Genomic DNA, 17868 nt, shown 5'->3' with positions numbered 1-17868 from the left:
GGCGGCGTCGGCCGCCTCGCCCCGCCGTTCGCGCGCTGAGTCCGGGGTGGGATGCCTCGCGCGGAGTCGGCGGAACGGGCGCGAGGCAGATTCGCTCTGGACTTTGCTGGATTCCTGTCGGCGGCGTCGCGTACGCTCGATGCACCGGGATACCAAGGAGGTCGATGCCCGTGCAGGTCTTGACGGCGACGGAACGCCCCGCGCCCCGACGCGCACCGCGGATCATCGCGGCACTCGTGCTGCTCGTGGCGGGCGCCGGGGCGGGCTGGGCGGCGACCGCGGTGTTCGCGCCGCCCGACGAGGTGACCGCTTCCCCCTATACCTACGTCGAGGTCGTCGCCGGGGAGGTGGGCTCCTCGGTCCGTCTCACCACGGTGGCGGCCTGGCGCCAGGTTCCAGCGGGCACCAACCGCGCGGCCGGCACGGTCACCTCCGTCGAGCTCGCCGCCGGCGACGAGGTGCGGGCCGGGTCGGTGCTGTATTCGGTCGAACTGCGGCCCGTGGTCGCAGCCGTCGGCGAGGTGCCCGCCTTCCGTCAGATCGGGCGTGACGCCCAGGGGCCCGACGTGCGCCAGCTGCAGCAGCTCCTCACCGACCTCGGCCACTACGACGGGCTCGTCGACGGCGGCTTCGGGCCCCGCACCGAAGCGGCGGTGAAGGCATGGCAGGGCTCACTCGAGCTGCCCGCCGACGGCGTCGTCCAAGCGGGCGACCTCGTCTTCCTCCCGGCCCTCCCCGGTCGCGTGACGCTCGACGACAAGCTCGTTCGGCCCGGTGCGAGCCTGTCCGGCGGCGAACAGCTCGTGTCGATGCTGCCGAGGCAGCCGGAGTTCACGATCCCCGTCAGCCGGGCGCAGGCCGCGACGATGCCGATCGGGACGGCGGTCGAGATCGGCGCGCCCGACGGCGGGGTGTGGTCGGCTGCGATCGTCGCGCAGGAGCCGTCCGCGGAGGCCGACGACCAGGTGGGGCTGCGGCTCGGCACCGCCGACGGCGCGCCGATCTGCGCCGATGCGTGCGCCACGATCCCGGTGCTCGGCGACGCCCGCCTCGCCTCGACGGTCGTCACCCAGGCCGCGACGAGCGGGCTCGTGGTGCCCGCGGCCGCCCTTCGCTCGTCGGCCGACGGCACGGTCGCCGTCGTCGACCGCGAAGGTCGCGGGCACCCCGTCACGGTCGTCGCCTCGGCCCGTGGCATGGCGGTGGTCGACGGTGTCCGGGCGGGCCTGCGGGTCCGCGTGCCCGCCGACGCGCGCGGCGGCGACGAGTCCGCCGGCGCCCGCGGCGGAGCTTCGACCGACCGCCAGACGCAGCCGGCGGCGGCGCGATGACGGGCTCGGGTCCGGGCCTGCTCCGAGCCGACGCGCTGTCGTTCCGGTACCAACCGGGCACCCCGCTCCTCGAAGGCTGGTCGGCGCGGTTCGACGCCGGCGAGGTGGTCGCGGTCACGGGGCCGTCCGGGCGCGGCAAATCGACGCTGCTCTACTTGCTCGGCCTCATGCTGCGTCCCGTCTCGGGCGAGGTGCTGCTCGACGGCGAAGCGATGCACGCGCGCCCGGATCGCGAACGGGCCGCGCGCCGCGCCGCCACCTTCGGCTTCGTGTTCCAGGATGCGGCGCTCGACAGCTCCCGCACGGTGCTCGACAACGTGCTCGAAACGACGCTCTATCGCGGCGACGACCGTCGTGAATCGGCGCGACGGGCGCACGCGCTGCTGGAGCGTTTCGGCGTCGCCCTTCGAGCCGAGGCGCGACCGGGCCAGGTGTCCGGCGGGCAGGCGCAACGCATCGCCCTCTGCCGTGCACTGCTCGGCGATCCGCGCATCCTGCTGGCCGACGAACCGACCGGCAACCTCGACCCCGCCTCGGCCGACGTGGTCCTGGAGGCCCTGCACGAACAGGCGCACCGCGGTGCAGCGGTCGTCGTCGTCACCCACGATCCGGCGCTCGTCGCCCGCTGCGATCGTGAGCTCGTGCTGTGAGCGGCGTGCGCGGCCTCCTCGCCGTCGTGCGAGAGGCATTCGCCTCCGCCATCGCCCAGCCGATCGGCTCGGCCATCGCCCTCGTCGTGGTCGCGGGCATGTGCGCGGCCGTCCTCCTCACCTCCGGCCGCACGGTGGCCGCCGAACAGCAGGTCGTGGCGTCGATCGACTCAGCCGGAACGCGCGCGATCGTGGTGCGGGCAGAAGCCGACGCGGGGCTCGACACCTCGGTCCTCGACCGCCTCGCCGGCGTCGAGGGCGTGCAGTGGGCCGGCGCGTTCAGCCTCGCCGAGGACGCCCGCAACGCCGCGTTCGCCGGTGGCACTCCGGTGCCGCTGCGCCAGGCGTGGAGTGAAGACTGGCGGGAGCTCGGCCTGCCGCCCCGCGCGTCCGTCGACGGCGCCGTCGCCTTCGCCTCGGCGACCGCGCTCGACCGGCTCGGCATCGACGGCGCCGTGGGCGAACTGGCCCTCGACGACGGCCACGGCTACGCCGTCGGCGGCCGGGTCGAGACGCCCGAGCACCTCTCCTTCCTCGAGCCCCTCGTGGTCGCCCCGCAGCCGCCCGCCGAGCAGGCCGTCCCCGTCGGCGCGCTCGTCGTCATCGCGGCGCAGCCCGAGCTCGTCGCACCGCTCACCGACGTTGTCCGCTCCGTGCTCGATGTCGCGGACCCGACCCGGGTCGAACTGCGCACCAGCGAGACCCTTGCAACGCTCCGCGGGCTCGTCGAGGGGCAGCTCGGCGCATTCGGCCGCGCGCTCACCCTCGGCATCCTCGGGGTGAGCGCCGTGCTGGTGGGCGTGCTGCAGTTCGGAATGGTGACACTCCGTCGCAAGGACTTCGGTCGGCGCCGTGCCCTCGGCGCCTCGCAACGACTCGTGGTCGCTCTCGTCACCATCCAGACGGCGATCGTCGCCGGGATCGGCGCCGCGGCCGGCTCGGCGCTCGCGATCGGCGTCCTGGCTGCGGCCGGCGACCCCCTGCCAGGGCCGCGCTACCTCCTCGGCGTCGGCACGCTCGCGGTGCTCGTCGCAACGCTGGCCGCACTGCTCCCGGCGTTCTCCGCGGCGCGCCGCGAGCCGATCACCGAACTCCGGGTCCCCTAGCGCCGCACTCCACGAGTTCAGGACTTGAGGTTTCGGTGCGGGCGGGCCACACTGGTGCCCCAGATCCCGAACGCCATTCGGAATTCACCACGCCGCGTCGCCGCGGTCACCGCGGTCGCCGCACCAGCATCGGCGCGCTCGGGGGCTACCCGATGCCCGTCATCTTCGGCATCGTATTGGTCATCGTCGCGGCGATCGCCACCGCCCCGATCACGAGCGTTCGTGAGGAGCATTGCATGTCGCACACCCCCGCCACCGGGTCATCCGCCCCCGGCACCGCCCCCGCAACGAGCGCCGAACGCACGCCGGACGACCCGGCCGAGTTCGTCGAGGTCGACACCCTCGCCGGCCGGGTGCGCGGCCGCTGGCGCCCGACGGTGCGCCGCGCGAGCGATGCGAGCGGTGGTGAGGGCGCCGAACGATCGGCGGCGTTCCTCGGCATCCCCTTCGCCGAACCGCCCGTCGGCGAGCTGCGCTTCGCCGCGCCCGTGCCGAAGGCCCCGTGGCCCGGCACGCTCGACGCCCTGGAGTTCGCACCGACGGCGCAGCGCGGCGACCCCGGCGTGACGCTCATCCCCGAGCCGAGCGTGCCCGGCGACGCCACCCTGAACGTGAACGTCTTCACCCCGTCGCCCAGCGCACCCGCGGCCGGCGAGGCTGGCCTGCCCGTGCTCGTCTGGATCCACGGCGGCGGCTACTTCGCCGGCTCGCCCGCGAGCCCCTGGTACGACGGCCGCAGCTTCAACCGCGACGGCGTCGTCACCGTCACGATCTCCTACCGCCTCGGTTTCGACGGCTTCGGCTGGATCGCGGACGCCCCCTCGAATCGCGGCGTGCGCGACTGGATGCTCGCGCTCGACTGGGTGCAGCAGAACATCTCCGCGTTCGGCGGCGATCCGGGCCGGGTCACGATCGCCGGGCAGTCAGCGGGCGGCGGAGCGGTGCTCACCCTGCTCGGCATGCCGACGGCGCAGCACCTGTTCCACGGGGTGTACGCCCTGTCGGGCGCGCTCGCCGACGTCGCCCCCGCCCGGAGCGAGGCCTTCGGCCGGGCGCTCGCCGCCGAGGCCGGGGTCGAACCGACCCGAGCGGGCTTCGGCAGCCTCCCCGAGGAGCGGGTGCTCGAGCTGCAGCAGCGGGCGACGGAGCTCGGGCCCGACTCGCTCGGCTCGATCATCGACGACGGCCTCCCGCTCGGCCCCACGGTCGACGGCGAGCTCATCGAGCGGCCGACGCTCGAGTCGCTGGCCGCCGGCGTCGGCCGCGGCATCCCGCTCGTGCTCGGCGCGACCGACGACGAGTTCACGATGGCCTTCGCTGAGGCCGAGAAGAAGCTCCGCTGGGTGCCGAAGGCGCTGCTGCTGAAGAAGCTCGGCATGCCGAAGGAGCGGCTGAAGCCGTACCTGCGGGCGAACGCCGACGTCGCCGCGAAGGGCACCGCGCGGATCGCGGGGCGCTTCCTCAGCGACCGGATGTTCCGCACGGCGCTGCTGCGCGTCGTCGAAGCACGCGAGGCCGGGGCGTCGGCCGGCGCGTCGGCCGGGGCGGGGGCGGGCACGGCGACGGATGCCTCGGCCGGCACCTGGCTGTACCGCTTCTCGTGGCCCTCCGGCACCTTCGGCTTCGCCGAGCATTGCCTCGACGTGCCGTTCTTCTTCGACTGCCTCGACGGCCCCGCGATGGTGCCGCTGGCCGGCCCGAACCCACCCCAGGCGCTCGCCGACGAGCTGCACGCGGCCGCCGTCGCCTTCGTCGGCGCGGGCGATCCGGGCTGGCCGACGGCGCACGGCCCCGCCCCGACGGCGAAGGTGTGGGACGTGCCCTCCCATGTGCAGCCCGACGCCTACGCGTCCGTCGGCCCCCTGCGCTGACCCGCCCACCTGACCCGTCCTCCCCGCCCCGCCTGCTCGTCCGCCCACCCCGTCCGCCCCGCCTGCACGCTGCCCGCCCGTCCTCCCCGCCCTTTCACGCCGCGAGTTGCACGACGGAAGCGCATGCGCGCCAGCACACCCGGCGCGCCGCGTGATCGGTCGTGCAACTCGCAACTGGGAGGCGGAAGGAGGAGACGGAACGGCGGAGACGGAAGGGCGGACCGCCGGACGCCGGGGCTCGGTGCAGGAACCGCTCAGCGACGGCGGAAGCGCGCCGCGATGCCCCAGCCCGTGACCCGCAGCATCGCCTCGAGCACGATCCCGAGGCTCATCTTCGAGTGCCCGAGCTCGCGCTCGACGAAAGTCACGGGCACTTCGACGACGTCGAGCCCGGCCTCGTGCGCGTGCCACAGCATGTCGACCTGGAAGCCGTAGCCCTTGGTGTGCACCTCGTCGAGGCGCATACGGCGGAGCCCGTCGGCCCGGAACGCCCGGTACCCCGCCGTCGCGTCGCGGGTCGGCAGGCGCAGCACCCAGCGCGCGTAGGCGCTGCCGCCGCGGGAAAGGAGCTCGCGGTACCTCGGCCAGTTCTCGATCCGGCCGCCCGGGATCCACCGGGAGCCGATCACGAGGTCGGCCCCCTGGCCGAGCGGCGCGAGCAGGCCGACCAGTTGCTCGGGCAGGTGCGAGCCGTCGGCATCCATCTGCACGATCGGGTCGTACCCCGCCTCGAGCGCCCAGCCGAAGGCGTCGAGGTACGCGGCGCCCAGGCCCTCCTTGCCGGCCCGGTGCCGCACGAGCACGCGCTCGTCAGCGGCGGCGAGCTCGTCGGCGAGCGCCCCCGTGCCGTCGGGCGAGGCGTCGTCGACGATGAGCACCGCAGCGGCAGGCACGGCCGAGCGCACCCGGCCGACGATCGCGGCGAGGTTCTCACGTTCGTTGTACGTGGGGATCACCACGAGCGGGCTGGGCATCCCTCGAATCGTAACCGGTCGATGCCCGCTCAGCGCACGCCGCGCATGAGCCGCAGCACGCCGCGGCTGCCGACCGCGAGCGCGAGGCCGAGCACGATCGCGATGCCGCCGAGCACGCCGAAGTAGCCGACCTCCGTCTCGGCGGAGTAGAACTCCGCGAGCCGGCCCGAGATGGCCGTGCCGAGCGCGACGGAGAGGAAGAACAGCGCCACCATCTGGGTGTGGAACACCTCGGGCGCGAGCTTCGTCGTGACCGACAGCCCGACCGGCGAGAGCAGCAGCTCGGCGACGGTGAACACGAACAGGATGCCGATGATCGCGAGCAGCGGGGTCGAGTTCGGGCCGCCGCCCGCGAACGGGATGAACAGCAGGAACCCGACGCCCATGATCGCCGTGCCGAGCGCGAACTTCACCGGCGTCGAGGGCTGCCGGGCGCCGAGTTTCGTCCAGATCGCGGCGAAGACGCCCGACAGGATGATGATGAAGATCGGGTTGATCGACTGCACCCACGACACGGGCATCTCCCAGCCGAAGAGGTCGCGGTTCAGCTGCTTGTCGCTGTAGATCGTGAGCACGGTGAACTGCTGCTGGTACAGCGACCAGAAGGCGACGCTCGCGATGAACAGCGGGATGAAGCCGACGACCCGGCTGCGCTCCACCGCGGTGATGCGCCGGCTCGACAGGATCACCGCGAAGTACACGACGGCGGCGACGATCGTCGTTCCGATCACCCAGACGACGAGGTTCTCGGCCGTGATGAGCCCGGTCGCGACGAGCACCACGATGACGACGACGCCCGCGACGGCGATGCCGATCACGAGGCCGATGCGCCCGCGGGGAAGCGGGTTGGGCACGGCGGATGCCTCGGCCGGCAGTCGCTTGCGGCCGAAGGAGTACTGCACGAGCCCGATGGCCATGCCGAGCGCGGCGAGCCCGAAGCCCCAGTGGAAGCCGAGGGTCGACTGCAGCAGCCCGGTGAGGATCGGGCCGAGGAAGCCGCCGAGGTTGATGCCGAGGTAGAAGAGCGAGAAGCCGGCGTCGCGACGCATGTCGTCGGGGGCGTAGAGCGTGCCGACGACGCTCGTGGCGTTCGCTTTGAGGCCGCCGGAGCCGAAGGCGACGAGCACGAGTCCGACGCCGACGCCGACGAAGCCGGGGAGCAGGGCGAGCGCGAGGTGTCCGGCCATGATGACGATGGCGCTGAAGAACAGCACGCGCTCGCTGCCGAGCAGGCGGTCGGCGATCCAGGCGCCGAGGATCGTCGAGAGGTAGACCCCGCCGCCGTATGCGCCGACGATGCCGGCGGCCGAGGCTTCCGGCAGGCCGAGGCCGCCGTCGGCGACCGAGTAGTAGAGGTAGATGAGCAGGATGCCCTGCATGCCGTAGAAGCTGAACCGCTCCCACATCTCGACGCCGAAGATGTTCGCGAGCGCGCGCGGCTGCCCGAAGAAGCTGTGGTCGTTCCGGGCGCCACCGTCGGTCGTCGCGCGCTGCTCCCCCATGCCCGCCACCCTACCCCCGCCCCAATTCCCGACTTGCCCGACTTTCATGAAAGTCGGGCAACCCTGGGGGGAGCTCGAGTTGCCCGACTTTCATGAAAGTCGGGCAACTCGGTCTGGAGTGCGGGCGCGCGGGCTAAACGGTGCCGGCGGGCGGCCAGACGCCGATGATGAGCGCCATGACCAGCACGGTCACGAGCTCGTGCGCGATGTTCATCGTGGTGAGCGCGGGCGGCCGGCCCTCGAACGCGTCGTGCGTGATGAAGCGCGCGGCCGTGAAGCCGGCCCACAGGGCGCCCGCGGTGAGCAGCGCGCCGAGCAGGAAGTTCCCGCCGTAGAAGTGCCACGCGATCGCCGTCGCACCCGCCAGCACCCACGCCGTGATGAAGCTCACGAGGACGGTCACGAGGATCGCGCCGACGGCGCTCGATGCGGCCCCGTCGAGATCGACCTTCGCGAGCTTCGCCCACCGGGTGCCGAACACCTTCGGCGTGTACCAGATCGAGCCGACGACCATGCTCGACAGCGTGGCGAGGATGACGGCCCAGTAGTTGATCTCAGGGGTCATGGCGGCTCCTTCTCGAGCGCGGATGTTGTGCCGAGCGTAGCGCCGTCGCCCGCCCCGCCGTGGGATGCGGCATGCTGAGGCCATCGGCCCGCGCCGGAGAACGGAGTCCGCATGACCGAGCCCGACGTCCCTTCCACGAGCGGTTCACGGCGCGCCCGCCTCGAACGCCTCGTCTACGGTGCGGAGGCGAGCGAGGAGGAGCGCGCCGCGGCCGAGCGGGAGCTCGCGGCTCTCCAGCGCGACGACGCGAGGGCGGGGGTGGATGCCTCGACCGCCGCCGTCGGTGAAGCGACGGATGCCCCGCCGGGCCCGGCGCCCGCGGCGGAATCTGAGGCCTCGGAGCACAGCTCCGGCCTGCGCGCACTCCCTGACGCGACCGCCGGCGTGACGTCCGCCCCGCCAAAGGCCTGGTACCGCTCCCGCACGCTGCTCGTCGCGGCATCCGCGGCTGTGTTCGGGCTGGCCATCGGCGGCCTCGCGGGCTGGCAGCTCTCGCGAGCGGCCAGCGCGGACGGCACCCTCGGCACCCCGGTCGTCGGCTCGGGGGCGGCGGCGCTGCTCGACCGCTCCTCCGACTTCGACGACCGTCCGGCGATCTTCGACGCGGAATCCGGGATCGACCGGGACAGCCTCCGCCGCATCGCCTCGGTCGACAGCGGGGTCGTCGTCTACGGTTCCCGCAGCACCGACGGCAAGGAGCTCTGTCTCGCGCTGATCTGGGAGCGCATGGGCGGCGGCGGGTCCACCTGCACGCACGGCGGCCGAATCCCGCCCAACGGGCTCTCGCTCGAGATGGGCACGAACGACCCGGCCGTCGAGAACGGTCTGATCACACTGCGCGCGAGCTGGTTCGCCGACGGCACGGTGCAGATCGGCATCCCGCTGCTCTGAGCCGATCGGGGCTGGCCGTGGGCCGGCGATCGCCCGGCAGCTGAAGGCCTCGCCTTCATCGTCTGCCTGTCCGGATACCAATCCCCCCGGAATGCGAAGCCGGGCGGGGAATGACGCGGCGGCGAGGCCGGTCTGATCACGCTGCGAGCAACCCGGTTCGCCGACGGCACGACATAGGCTGGAACCCCGCCGCCCCGTCTGGAGTGCGGCATCCTTTCGTCGCACCCACGCCCAGGCCCCAGGTTCCGCCTGTTCCGCACCCCGATTGCGCGACTCGCACGAATCGTCGGCGCTTCGGGATGCCAATCTGCCAAGGTGTGAGGGACGAGGCCCGACCGGGCGTCGACCGAAGGAGCCCTCCCATGCACTCTCCCACCCGCCGACGTTCCCGAGTGCTGCCGGCGGTCACCGCCGTCGTCGCAGCGGGCCTGCTGACCGCCTGCACCCCCGGCGGTGGCGACACCACCCCGGCTGCGCCGAGCGACGAGAACCTCTACACCGCGGCGGTGGCGTGGCGGGTGACGGCGGCCGAGCGCGACGCGCTCTACCGCCAGGGCTTCAACGTGGCCCGAGATCTCCTCGACGACGCCCTGGCAGCCGGCCACGAACGCCCGCTCGCCATCGTCTCCGACATCGACGACACGGTGCTGAGCTCCGACAGCTACTGGCGGCTGCTGCTCGAAGAGGGCGGGCACGCCTTCGACGACGCGCTCTGGGACCGCTGGGTGGCGGAGAACGGGCCGACGGCGACTCCCGGAGCCGTCGAGTTCCTCGAGTACGCCGAGTCGCGCGGGGTCGAGGTCTTCTACGTCTCCCAGCGCGATCAGGGCGAGCGGACGGACGAGTTCGGGCTGGCCAATCTCCGGCAGGCCGGGCTTCCGTTCGCGGACGCCGAGCACGTCACCATCCAGCGGGATTCCTCGGACAAGGAGGAAGCCCAGTCGGCCGTGGCGGAGCAGTACGAGGTCGTGGCGTACCTCGGCGACAACCTGAACGACTTCTCGCGCGCGTACTACGTCGACGGTGTCGAGGAGCGCCGGAGTCTCGTCGGGGAGGATGCCGAGGCGTTCGGGCGTCGCTTCGTGCTGTTCCCGAACCCGACCGACGGCCACTGGGTCCGGGCGATCTTCGGCGAGAGCGAACCCGCCGATTCCCCGGAGTACCGCGAGCGGTTCCTCCGCTCCGCGACCGGCGAGGAGTGACGCCGAGCGGCGCCGGCCGCCGGGCCGGGTCGCCGGGCCGGGTCGCCGGGCCCCGCACTGCGCAGCTCGGCCCCGCACTGCGCGGCTCGGCGGCCCGGCGGCCCGGCCTCAGGCGTTCTTCGCGTCGCGCCACTCGAGCCAGCGGCGCACCGGCGTGAGGTCGTAGTCGGGGCCGGAGACGCCGATGGTGAAGAGGCGCACCCCGGCGTCGTAGAGCGCGTCGGCGTGCTCGAGGTCGACCCCGTGGCGGTCCAGCTCGTTCGACACGGTGATCGTGGACACGTCCCGACCGACCTCGTCGCCCCAGCGCTTCAGCACGTCGAGCTTGTGGCCGAGCTCGTCGGGCTGCACGAAGGAGTGCCAGATATCGGCGTGCTCGGCGACGATGCGCAGCGTCTTGCGCTCGCCCTTACCGCCGATCATCACCGGGATGTCCCGGGTCGGCGCCGGGTTCAGCTTCGCCCAGCGGGAACGGATGCGCGGCAGCGCCTCCGCGAGCGCGGCGAGCCGGGTTCCGGGGGTGCCGAACTCGTAGCCGTACTCGTCGTAGTCGCGCTCGAACCATCCGGCGCCCGTGCCGAAGATGAAGCGGCCCGTGCCGCCCTTGGCCGAGACGTGGTCGAGGGTGCGGGCCATGTCGGCCTGCAGATCGGCGTTGCGGTACGAGTTGCAGTTCACGAGCGTGCCGAACTCGATGCGCTCGGTCTGCTCGGCCCAGGCCCCGAGCATGCTCCAGCCCTCGAAGTGCAGGCCGTCAGGGTCGCCGTACAGCGGATAGAAGTGGTCCCAGTTGAAGACGACGTCGGCGCCGAGCTCCTCGACGCGCAGGACGGCGTCGCGGATGGCGGAGTACTCGGCGTGCTGCGGCTGGAGCTGCACGCCCAGGCGTGCGCGGGATTCGAGGGTCATCTCGTCAGCCTACGGTCTGCCCGGGGGCGCACGCCCGCCCCTCCAGGGTTGCCCGACTTTCATGAAAGTCGGGCAACCCTGGAAGGCGGCGAGGCGGCTACTCCTTCAGGTCGAGCATCGGCGTCGGCCGGCGGAAGCCGCGCGTCACGATCGCGAGGATGACGACGCCGAGCGCGAGCCACGACAGACCGATGACGAAGGTGCGGCCGGAGAGGCTCGTCCACAGCCACACCGTCAGCGCGAAGCCGATGAGCGGCAGCACGAGGTTGTTCAGCACCCCGAGGCCGGTGCGCTGCCTGCCGTCGATGAAGTAGTGCTTCACGACCGACAGGTTCACCACCGAGAACGCGATGAGCGCGCCGAAGCTGATCATCTCGCTGAGGAGCGTGAGGTCGAAGACCAGGGCGAGCAGCGAGATGGCCGAGACGATGAGGATCGCGACGACCGGCGTGCCGAACCGCGTGTTCAGGTGGCCGAACACCCGCCGCGGGAGGACCCCGTCGCGGCCCATCGCGAACAGGATGCGCGCGACCGAGGCCTGCGAGGTCAGCGCCGACCCGGTCGCACCGGCGACGTAGCCCGCGATGAACAGCGTCGACAGCCACTGCCCGCCCGCGGCGCTCACGACGTCGACGCCCGCGGCATCCACCGAGGTGAAATCGTTCGAGGGGAACACGAGCTGCGCCACGTACGAGAGCAGCACGAACACGAGCCCCGCGCTGATCGTCGTGATCATGATCGCCCGCGGCACGGTGCGCTTCGAGTCCTTCGCCTCCTCGGCGAGCGTCGAGACCGAGTCGAAGCCGAGGAAGGAGAGGCACAGGATCGCGGCGCCCGCGAACAGTGCGCCGAAGCCCTCGACCGTGCCGTCGCCCTGGAACGGCAGCAACGGGTCGACGCTGTTGCCGGCCGCGGTCGAGAAGCCGAGGGCGACGAACACGACGATGAAGATCGTCTGCACGGCGATGATGACGAAGTTCGCCCGGTTCACCGAGACGATGCCGACGACGTTCAGGATGGTCACGAGCGCGATCGCGGCGACGACGAAGACCCAGGCCGGGATGCCGGGGAACGAGGCCGAGAGGTAGATGCCGAGCACCAGGTAGTTGATCATCGGCAGGAACAGGTAGTCGAGCAGCAGCGCCCAGCCGGAGAGGAAGCCGACCGCGCCGCCGAAGCTCCGCTGCGTGTACACGTAGGCCGAGCCGGCGTAGGGGTAGGCGACCGACATCCTGGCGTAGGAGCGCGCGGTGAAGACCATCGCGACGAGGGTGATCAGGTAGGCGACGGGCACCCGGCCGCCGGTGACCTGCGTGACGATGCCGTAGGTCGTGAACACGGTGAGCGGCACCATGTAGACGAGCCCGAAGAGCACGAGCGAGGGCACGCCGAGCACGCGCTTGAAGCGGCCCTCCGTGACTTGCGCGGTGGCGGTGGTCGCCGAGATCAGGGGATCGTGGGGCGAAGCCTGGGGCATGGCCGGGTTTCCTTTCGTGGTGCGGCGCTACGCTGCGCCGCGGTATCGGGGGCTTCCTGCGAGGTAGGTCGAGCGGATGGCGATGGCGGGCAGTTCGGCGGGGGCGAGCTGGCGGGGATCGGCGGCGAGCACGACGAAGTCGGCGCTCGCACCGGGCTCGATGCGCCCCCACGGGGCGGCAGCACGGTCGGCGAAGCCCTGGTGGGCGACGGAGGCCGAGTAGGCGTCGAAGGCGATCGCCGGGTCGAGGATCTCGGCGGGCGTCCAGCCGCCGGCCGGGACGCCGTCGGCGGTCTGCCGCGACACGGCGATCGCGAGGCCGTCGAGGGGGGCGCCGGAGCTCACGGGCCAGTCGGAGCCGAACGACAGCGGGGCGCCGGATGCCTCGAGGGAGGCCATGCGGTACTGGCGGTCGGCGCGCTCCTGGCCGAGCCGGGGCACGGTAAGCACGGTCATGAGCCCGTCGAGCTGCGCCCAGAGCGGCTGCATGCAGGCGATGACGCCGAGCGCGGCGAAGCGGTCGAGATCGGCGTCGTCGACGAGCTGGGCGTGCGCGATGACGGGGCGTCGGTCGCGGGGCCCGTTGGCGGCGATGGCGCCCTCGATCGCGTCGAGCGCCTGGCGCACGGCGGCGTCGCCGATCGCGTGGATGTGCACCTGGAAGCCGGCGGCGTCGACCTGGCGCACGGCGTCGGCGAGGGAGTCGCCCTCCCAGACCGACATGCCGTGCTTGTGCAGGGCGGAGCAGTACGGCTCGAGCAGCGCCCCGGTCTCGGACTCGATGACGCCGTCGGCGAAGAACTTCACGGTGTGCGCGGTCAGCATGGGCGAGCCGAGCGCCTCGACCCGCTCGCGCGAGTCGAGCATGGTGGGCAGCTGCGCGGGAAAGCGCCGCGGGTCGGCATAGAGGGCGAGGTTGAAGCGGACGGGCAGGATGCCGCGTTCGGCCGCCTCGAGGTAGCTGTCGACGTCGCCGGGTTCGGCCCAGGCATCCTGCACCCAGGTGACTCCGCGCTCGAGGTAGTACTCGCCGGCCCGCACGAGCGCGCGCATGCGCTGCTCGGCCGGGCGTACGGGCGCGGCGTCGAAGACGAGGTCGACGGCGCCCCACTCGCGGAGGGTGCCGAGCGGGCTGCCGTCGGCGCGGCGGCAGATCTCGCCGAGCACGGGGTCGGGCGTCGAGGCGTCGATGCCGGCGAGCTCGAGCGCCCGCGAGTTCACCCACACCGTGTGGTAGTCGTAGGCGCGCAGCACGACCGGACGGTCGGGCACCGCGGCGTCGAGCCAGCGGGCGTCGAAGAGCCCGCCCTCGACGAGGCTCGGGTCGTAGGAGGCGCCGAAGATCCAGTCCTGCTCCGGGTGGGCGGCCGCGTACTCGGCGACGGCGGCGGCGATCCCCTCCACGGAGGTGCACTCCCGGACGGCCGGGCCTTCGGCCTCGAGTCCGCCGAAGAGCGGGTGGGCGTGGCCGTCACCGAAGGACGGCATCAGGAATCCGCCATCGAGATCGACCCGCTCGACCTGCTCGAGGCCCTCGGCCGCGGTGTCCGCCGCGTCGTCGAGCGCGACGACGAGGCCGTCCTCGACGAGCAGGGAGTGGGCCGGGGGCTCGCCCGCGCCGCGCCAGATCGTTCCGCCGGAGAAGTGGATCGCCGTCATGCACCATTGCTTTCACTCGGACGAACAGTGTTCGTACGAACACTGTTCGTGTAGGTGCTGAGAGGCTACACTCTCGGCAGGGCTGAGGGAAGGGGGACGCCTCGATGCCGACGGTGAACCGCGAGCAGCTGGTGACCGCCGCGCTCGCGATCGTCGACGAGCACGGCAGCGAGGCGCTCACGATGCGCTCCCTCGCCAGCCGGGTGCACCGGCAGGTCTCCTCGCTCTACAACCATGTCGGCAGCCGCGACGAGCTGATCGAACTCGTCCGCGCGCGCATCGTCGTGGGCATCGACACGAGCCCCTTCGCCGACGAGCCCTGGGACGTCGCGCTCGAGGCGTGGGCGCGATCCTACCTCCGGGTCTTCGCCGCGCACCCGAACCTCATCCGCATCCTCGCGACGACCCCCATCCGCGACGTCTCGACCTTCGAGATCTACGACGTGGTGATCGGCGCCCTGATCGAGGCCGGCTGGCCGATGCACGACGCCGTCGCCGTGATGCGCACCGTCGAGGCGCACGTGCTCGGCTCCGCGCTCGACCTCGTGGCGCCGAGCGACATGCTCGACCAGGCCTCGGTGCCGGCCGAGCTCGCCCGCGTGCGCGCCGCGCTCGACCCCGAGTACGAGGAGTCGACGAGCGCCGCCGCCGCGTTCGAGCTCGGCATCCGCGCCCTCCTCGACGGCCTCCGCGCCCGCCGCGCCACCGTCGCCCCCGCCTGACTCCCCGCTCCTCACTTCCGCACCAGAGTTGCCCAACTTTCATGAAAGTCGGGCAAGTCGGTTCGGTCGCACCAGGGTTGCCCAACTTTCATGAAAGTCGGGCAAGTCGGTTTCGGTCGCACCAGGGTTGCCCGACTTTCATGGAAGTCGGGCAACCCTGGGGTGGTGTGCCCCGTTTGCGAACGATTCCGCAACGACCCGCAGGATTCGCGCGCGACTGGACGACAGTGCGCAACAGTCCCGCGTACACTCGCGTTCCATGGACAACCTGGACCGAGCGATCCTCGATCTTCTGCGGCAGAACGCCCGCGCCGGCTACGGCGACATCGGCTCGTCCGTGGGCCTGTCGGCCTCCGCGGTCAAGCGCCGGGTCGACAAGCTCGTCGCCGAAGGCGTCATCCGCTCGTTCACGATCCAGGTCGACCCGACCGTCGACGGCATGTCGACCGAGGCCTATGTGGAGCTGTTCTGCCGCGGCACGGTCGCTCCCGACGAGCTGAAGCGCATCCTGCAGGAGGTCCCGGAGGTGGTCTACGCGGGCACCGTCACGGGGTCCGCCGACGCGATCGTGCAGATCCGCGCGCGTGACATCGCGTCGCTCGAAGACGCCCTCGAACGCGTGCGGATCGCCCCGAACGTCGATCACACCCGCAGCGCGATCGTCCTCTCACGCCTCGTCAACCGGGTGCGGGACTGAGCGGGCCCGAGATGCCGACGACGCCAGCACCGCGCTCCGGCGACGGGACGGACGCCGGGCTGTCGCTCACGATCGATCCCGCCGCAGCCGCCGCTCCGTTCGAGCAGTTGCGCGCCGGGGTGGTCGATGCCGTGCAGTCCGGGAGGCTCGCCCCCGGCGACCGGCTGCCGACCGTCCGCGCCCTCGCCGAACGCCTCGGCCTCGCCACCAACACGGTCGCGAAGGCGTACCGCGCGCTCGAGGGCGACGGCGTCATCGAGACCCGCGGCCGCAACGGCACGGTCATTGCCGAATACGGCGACGCCGGCCGACGAGCGCTGCAGCGCGCCGCGGCCGACTTCGCAGCCCTCGCGCGCCGGGTCGGGGTCGACGCCGCCGAGGCGCGCGAGATCGTCGACGCCGCCCTGCGCGGCTGACCCGGGCGCGGGCTGCCGAGGCATCCGCGGGCCGAGCCCGGAGAGCACGGCTCCGACGATCGCGATGCGCGCCAGGCGAGGGGAGTCGATCCGCTGGACGCGGGCGCACCCGCCCCAGCCCAGCACCCGCCTCGGCCGCGGCCCCAGCCGCGACCGCGGCCGCGGCCCCAGCCGCTACTCGCTCGTCGGCATCGCCTGCTTCGGCAGTTTGCGCACCTTCGCCCGGCGGCGGCGGCGCTCGGGGATCATCGAACGCATCTCCTCGAGCTTGCCGAAGCAGAGCAGCCGGTCGCCCGATTCGAGCAGCACGCCCTTGCGCGGGTTCGGGATGACGTTCGCTCCTCGGTGCAGGGTGAGCACCGTGATGTCGCGCTCCCAGAGCCCGGACTCGCCGATCGTCTTGCCGACGAGGTCGGCGTTCGTGTGCACGAGCAGTTCGGCGACGCCGTACCCGGTCGAGACGGTGAGCCGCTGGCGCACGTCGATCTCGGGGAACGCGACCTGGTTCGCGATGTAGTCGATGATCGCGCCGGCGACGTCGAGGTTCGTCGCGGCCTCGATGCCCTGCAGGCCGGGCGAGGAGTTCACCTCCATGACGAGCGGGCCGTGCTCGCCCTCGAGCATGTCGACGCCCGCGACCTTCAGCCCCATGATCTGCGCCGAGCGCACGGCCACCTGCTCGTACTCGGGAGTGAGCTCGACAGGCTCGACGGTGCCGCCGCGGTGCACGTTCGAGCGGAACTCGTCGCCGTGCGCGACGCGGCGCATGGCCGCGACGACGCGGTCGCCGACGACGAGGGCGCGGATGTCTCGACCGCGGCTCTCGGCGATGAACTTCTGGATCAGCACGTTCTGCTTCGTCGAGTGCAGCGTCTCGATGATGGCCTCGGCGACCTTCACCTGCGGGGCGAGGATGACGCCGATGCCCTGCGTGCCCTCGAGCAGCTTGATGACGACGGGCGCCCCGCCGACGCGCTCGATCGCCGGGCGCACGTCGGCACGGTTGCGCACGAACGCGGTCGGCGGCAGAGCGATGTTGTGCCTGGACAGGATCTGGTTCGCGCGCAGCTTGTCGCGGGCGTTCGAGATGCCGTTCGCGGTGTTCGGCGTGTACACGTCCATCTGCTCGAACTGCCGCACCACGGCGGTGCCGAAGTACGTGATCGAGTTGCCGATGCGCGGCAGGATCGCGTCGTAGTCGCTCAGCTGCCGGCCGCGGAACTGCAGGTCGGGCTCGGGCCCAGCGAGGTCGATCGCGAAGCGCAGCGTATTCAGCACCTTGACCTGATGACCGCGCTGCTGAGCTGCGGCCCGGAGGCGCTGGGTCGAGTACGCGTGCGGCGCGCGCGAGAGGATCGCGAGTTTCATGCTGGGTGCCCTGCCAAGATGGACGAGTGAATTCGAGTTCCCATTCAAGCACCATCGCCGGATGGCGCGAATGGGCGAGCCTCCCCGGGCTCGGGGTGGCCTGGATCAAGGTGAAGCTCGACACCGGCGCCCGCAGCTCCGCGCTGCACGCCTTCGATCTCGAGGAGTTCGAGCGCGACGGCGAGCCCTGGGTGCGCTTCGGCGTGCGGCCCTGGCAAGGCTCCGACGAGGACGACGTCCGGGTCGAGCTGCCGGTGCACGACCGGCGGCTCGTGCGCAGCTCCTCGGGCCACACCGCCGAACGCATCGTGGTGCTGCTCGACGTCGTGCTGCTCGGCCGCACCGTGACCGCCGAGGTCACGCTCACGAACCGCGACGAGATGGGGTTCCGCATGCTCGTCGGCCGTGAGGCCCTGCGCCAGGGCTTCGTCGTCGACTCGGGCCGCTCCTTCGTGGGCGGCCGCGCGCCGAAGCACGCCCGCCGCCGCAACCGCGGCCGCGACTGACCCCCGGCTCCAGGGTTGCCCG

General features: G+C 72.2%; 17 protein-coding genes. 10 read left to right on the top strand and 7 right to left on the bottom strand.

Annotated elements, in window-relative coordinates; translation table 11 throughout:
- Positions 1–164 precede the first annotated feature (164 nt).
- The 4 genes from M3147_RS18330 to M3147_RS18315 all read left to right on the top strand — a co-directional run bounded on the left by M3147_RS18330 (position 165) and on the right by M3147_RS18315 (position 4958).
- Positions 165–1331 (top strand): peptidoglycan-binding domain-containing protein, encoded by a 1167-nt coding sequence (locus M3147_RS18330; protein ID WP_251204858.1) that lies wholly within the window; start codon positions 165–167, stop codon positions 1329–1331.
- On the top strand, positions 1328–1981 hold the full coding sequence (locus M3147_RS18325) for an ABC transporter ATP-binding protein (RefSeq protein WP_251204857.1): 654 nt from the start codon (positions 1328–1330) through the stop codon (positions 1979–1981). Before M3147_RS18330 ends, M3147_RS18325 begins: the two co-directional genes overlap by 4 nt.
- Positions 1978–3087 (top strand): FtsX-like permease family protein, encoded by a 1110-nt coding sequence (locus tag M3147_RS18320; protein ID WP_251204856.1) that lies wholly within the window; start codon positions 1978–1980, stop codon positions 3085–3087. Before M3147_RS18325 ends, M3147_RS18320 begins: the two co-directional genes overlap by 4 nt.
- A 236-nt stretch (positions 3088–3323) precedes the next feature.
- The gene (locus M3147_RS18315; RefSeq protein WP_251204855.1) at positions 3324–4958 is read left to right on the top strand and encodes a carboxylesterase/lipase family protein; all 1635 of its coding nucleotides are present in this window, start codon (positions 3324–3326) and stop codon (positions 4956–4958) included.
- Between the two features lie 254 nt (positions 4959–5212).
- Here the strand turns inward: M3147_RS18315 and M3147_RS18310 are convergent, their stop codons facing one another.
- From M3147_RS18310 to M3147_RS18300, 3 genes are all read right to left on the bottom strand, one after another.
- Entirely contained in the window at positions 5213–5932 is a 720-nt protein-coding gene (locus tag M3147_RS18310; protein ID WP_251204854.1) for a polyprenol monophosphomannose synthase, read from the bottom strand.
- A 29-nt stretch (positions 5933–5961) separates the two neighbouring features.
- Positions 5962–7434, bottom strand: a complete 1473-nt coding sequence (locus tag M3147_RS18305; RefSeq protein ID WP_251204853.1) for a peptide MFS transporter — start codon at positions 7432–7434, stop codon at positions 5962–5964.
- 133 nt (positions 7435–7567) lie between these two features.
- The gene (locus M3147_RS18300) at positions 7568–7999 is read right to left on the bottom strand and encodes a DUF1761 domain-containing protein (RefSeq protein ID WP_251204852.1); all 432 of its coding nucleotides are present in this window, start codon (positions 7997–7999) and stop codon (positions 7568–7570) included.
- A gap of 111 nt (positions 8000–8110) precedes the next feature.
- On the opposite strand from M3147_RS18300, the gene M3147_RS18295 reads away from it, so the two are divergent.
- Together M3147_RS18295 and M3147_RS18290 are read left to right on the top strand one after the other, a co-directional pair.
- Positions 8111–8890, top strand: coding sequence for a hypothetical protein (locus tag M3147_RS18295; protein ID WP_251204851.1), 780 nt, complete (start codon positions 8111–8113; stop codon positions 8888–8890).
- 362 nt (positions 8891–9252) lie between these two features.
- The gene (locus M3147_RS18290; RefSeq protein WP_251204850.1) at positions 9253–10092 is read left to right on the top strand and encodes a 5'-nucleotidase, lipoprotein e(P4) family; all 840 of its coding nucleotides are present in this window, start codon (positions 9253–9255) and stop codon (positions 10090–10092) included.
- 108 nt (positions 10093–10200) lie between these two features.
- On the opposite strand, the gene M3147_RS18285 is transcribed toward M3147_RS18290, so the two are convergent.
- From M3147_RS18285 to M3147_RS18275, 3 genes are all read right to left on the bottom strand, one after another.
- Complete coding sequence (locus M3147_RS18285; protein ID WP_251204849.1) at positions 10201–11001, bottom strand: LLM class F420-dependent oxidoreductase; 801 nt, start codon at positions 10999–11001, stop codon at positions 10201–10203.
- Between the two features lie 97 nt (positions 11002–11098).
- Positions 11099–12478 carry an APC family permease gene (locus tag M3147_RS18280; RefSeq protein ID WP_251204848.1) on the bottom strand — a complete coding sequence of 460 codons (1380 nt, stop codon included), beginning with the start codon at positions 12476–12478 and terminating at the stop codon, positions 11099–11101.
- Between the two features lie 27 nt (positions 12479–12505).
- Positions 12506–14137, bottom strand: coding sequence for an amidohydrolase (locus tag M3147_RS18275; RefSeq protein WP_251204847.1), 1632 nt, complete (start codon positions 14135–14137; stop codon positions 12506–12508).
- A gap of 104 nt (positions 14138–14241) precedes the next feature.
- On the opposite strand from M3147_RS18275, the gene M3147_RS18270 reads away from it, so the two are divergent.
- From M3147_RS18270 to M3147_RS18260, 3 genes are all read left to right on the top strand, one after another.
- Positions 14242–14859, top strand: coding sequence for a TetR/AcrR family transcriptional regulator C-terminal domain-containing protein (locus M3147_RS18270; protein WP_251204846.1), 618 nt, complete (start codon positions 14242–14244; stop codon positions 14857–14859).
- A gap of 259 nt (positions 14860–15118) precedes the next feature.
- Positions 15119–15556: an Lrp/AsnC family transcriptional regulator gene (locus M3147_RS18265; RefSeq protein WP_243569691.1), complete on the top strand. Its 438-nt coding sequence runs from the start codon at positions 15119–15121 to the stop codon at positions 15554–15556.
- Between the two features lie 11 nt (positions 15557–15567).
- Complete coding sequence (locus M3147_RS18260) at positions 15568–15972, top strand: GntR family transcriptional regulator (RefSeq protein ID WP_251204845.1); 405 nt, start codon at positions 15568–15570, stop codon at positions 15970–15972.
- A 174-nt stretch (positions 15973–16146) separates the two neighbouring features.
- Here the strand turns inward: M3147_RS18260 and M3147_RS18255 are convergent, their stop codons facing one another.
- Positions 16147–17340 (bottom strand): RimK family alpha-L-glutamate ligase, encoded by a 1194-nt coding sequence (locus tag M3147_RS18255; protein ID WP_251204844.1) that lies wholly within the window; start codon positions 17338–17340, stop codon positions 16147–16149.
- A gap of 26 nt (positions 17341–17366) precedes the next feature.
- Here M3147_RS18255 and M3147_RS18250 point away from each other — a divergent pair, with 26 nt between their 5' ends.
- On the top strand, positions 17367–17846 hold the full coding sequence (locus tag M3147_RS18250; protein WP_251204843.1) for an ATP-dependent zinc protease family protein: 480 nt from the start codon (positions 17367–17369) through the stop codon (positions 17844–17846).
- The last annotated feature ends 22 nt before the right edge of the window (positions 17847–17868 follow it).

This window comes from Agromyces mediolanus, from assembly GCF_023715325.1.
GTDB lineage: Bacteria > Actinomycetota > Actinomycetes > Actinomycetales > Microbacteriaceae > Agromyces > Agromyces mediolanus_A.
This window is presented reverse-complemented; position numbering and strand designations above follow the sequence as displayed.

What these genes read in the sequence shown, in the direction of transcription:
- M3147_RS18330 (WP_251204858.1), top strand. Translation starts at nt 165, where the DNA reads ATGCCCGTGCAGGTCTTGACGGCGACGGAACGCCCCGCGCCCCGACGC.
- M3147_RS18325 (WP_251204857.1), top strand. Translation starts at nt 1,328, where the DNA reads ATGACGGGCTCGGGTCCGGGCCTGCTCCGAGCCGACGCGCTGTCGTTC.
- M3147_RS18315 (WP_251204855.1), top strand. Translation starts at nt 3,324, where the DNA reads ATGTCGCACACCCCCGCCACCGGGTCATCCGCCCCCGGCACCGCCCCC.
- M3147_RS18310 (WP_251204854.1), bottom strand. Translation starts at nt 5,932, where the DNA reads ATGCCCAGCCCGCTCGTGGTGATCCCCACGTACAACGAACGTGAGAAC.
- M3147_RS18305 (WP_251204853.1), bottom strand. Translation starts at nt 7,434, where the DNA reads ATGGGGGAGCAGCGCGCGACGACCGACGGTGGCGCCCGGAACGACCAC.
- M3147_RS18300 (WP_251204852.1), bottom strand. Translation starts at nt 7,999, where the DNA reads ATGACCCCTGAGATCAACTACTGGGCCGTCATCCTCGCCACGCTGTCG.
- M3147_RS18295 (WP_251204851.1), top strand. Translation starts at nt 8,111, where the DNA reads ATGACCGAGCCCGACGTCCCTTCCACGAGCGGTTCACGGCGCGCCCGC.
- M3147_RS18290 (WP_251204850.1), top strand. Translation starts at nt 9,253, where the DNA reads ATGCACTCTCCCACCCGCCGACGTTCCCGAGTGCTGCCGGCGGTCACC.
- M3147_RS18285 (WP_251204849.1), bottom strand. Translation starts at nt 11,001, where the DNA reads ATGACCCTCGAATCCCGCGCACGCCTGGGCGTGCAGCTCCAGCCGCAG.
- M3147_RS18280 (WP_251204848.1), bottom strand. Translation starts at nt 12,478, where the DNA reads ATGCCCCAGGCTTCGCCCCACGATCCCCTGATCTCGGCGACCACCGCC.
- M3147_RS18275 (WP_251204847.1), bottom strand. Translation starts at nt 14,137, where the DNA reads ATGACGGCGATCCACTTCTCCGGCGGAACGATCTGGCGCGGCGCGGGC.
- M3147_RS18270 (WP_251204846.1), top strand. Translation starts at nt 14,242, where the DNA reads ATGCCGACGGTGAACCGCGAGCAGCTGGTGACCGCCGCGCTCGCGATC.
- M3147_RS18265 (WP_243569691.1), top strand. Translation starts at nt 15,119, where the DNA reads ATGGACAACCTGGACCGAGCGATCCTCGATCTTCTGCGGCAGAACGCC.
- M3147_RS18260 (WP_251204845.1), top strand. Translation starts at nt 15,568, where the DNA reads ATGCCGACGACGCCAGCACCGCGCTCCGGCGACGGGACGGACGCCGGG.
- M3147_RS18255 (WP_251204844.1), bottom strand. Translation starts at nt 17,340, where the DNA reads ATGAAACTCGCGATCCTCTCGCGCGCGCCGCACGCGTACTCGACCCAG.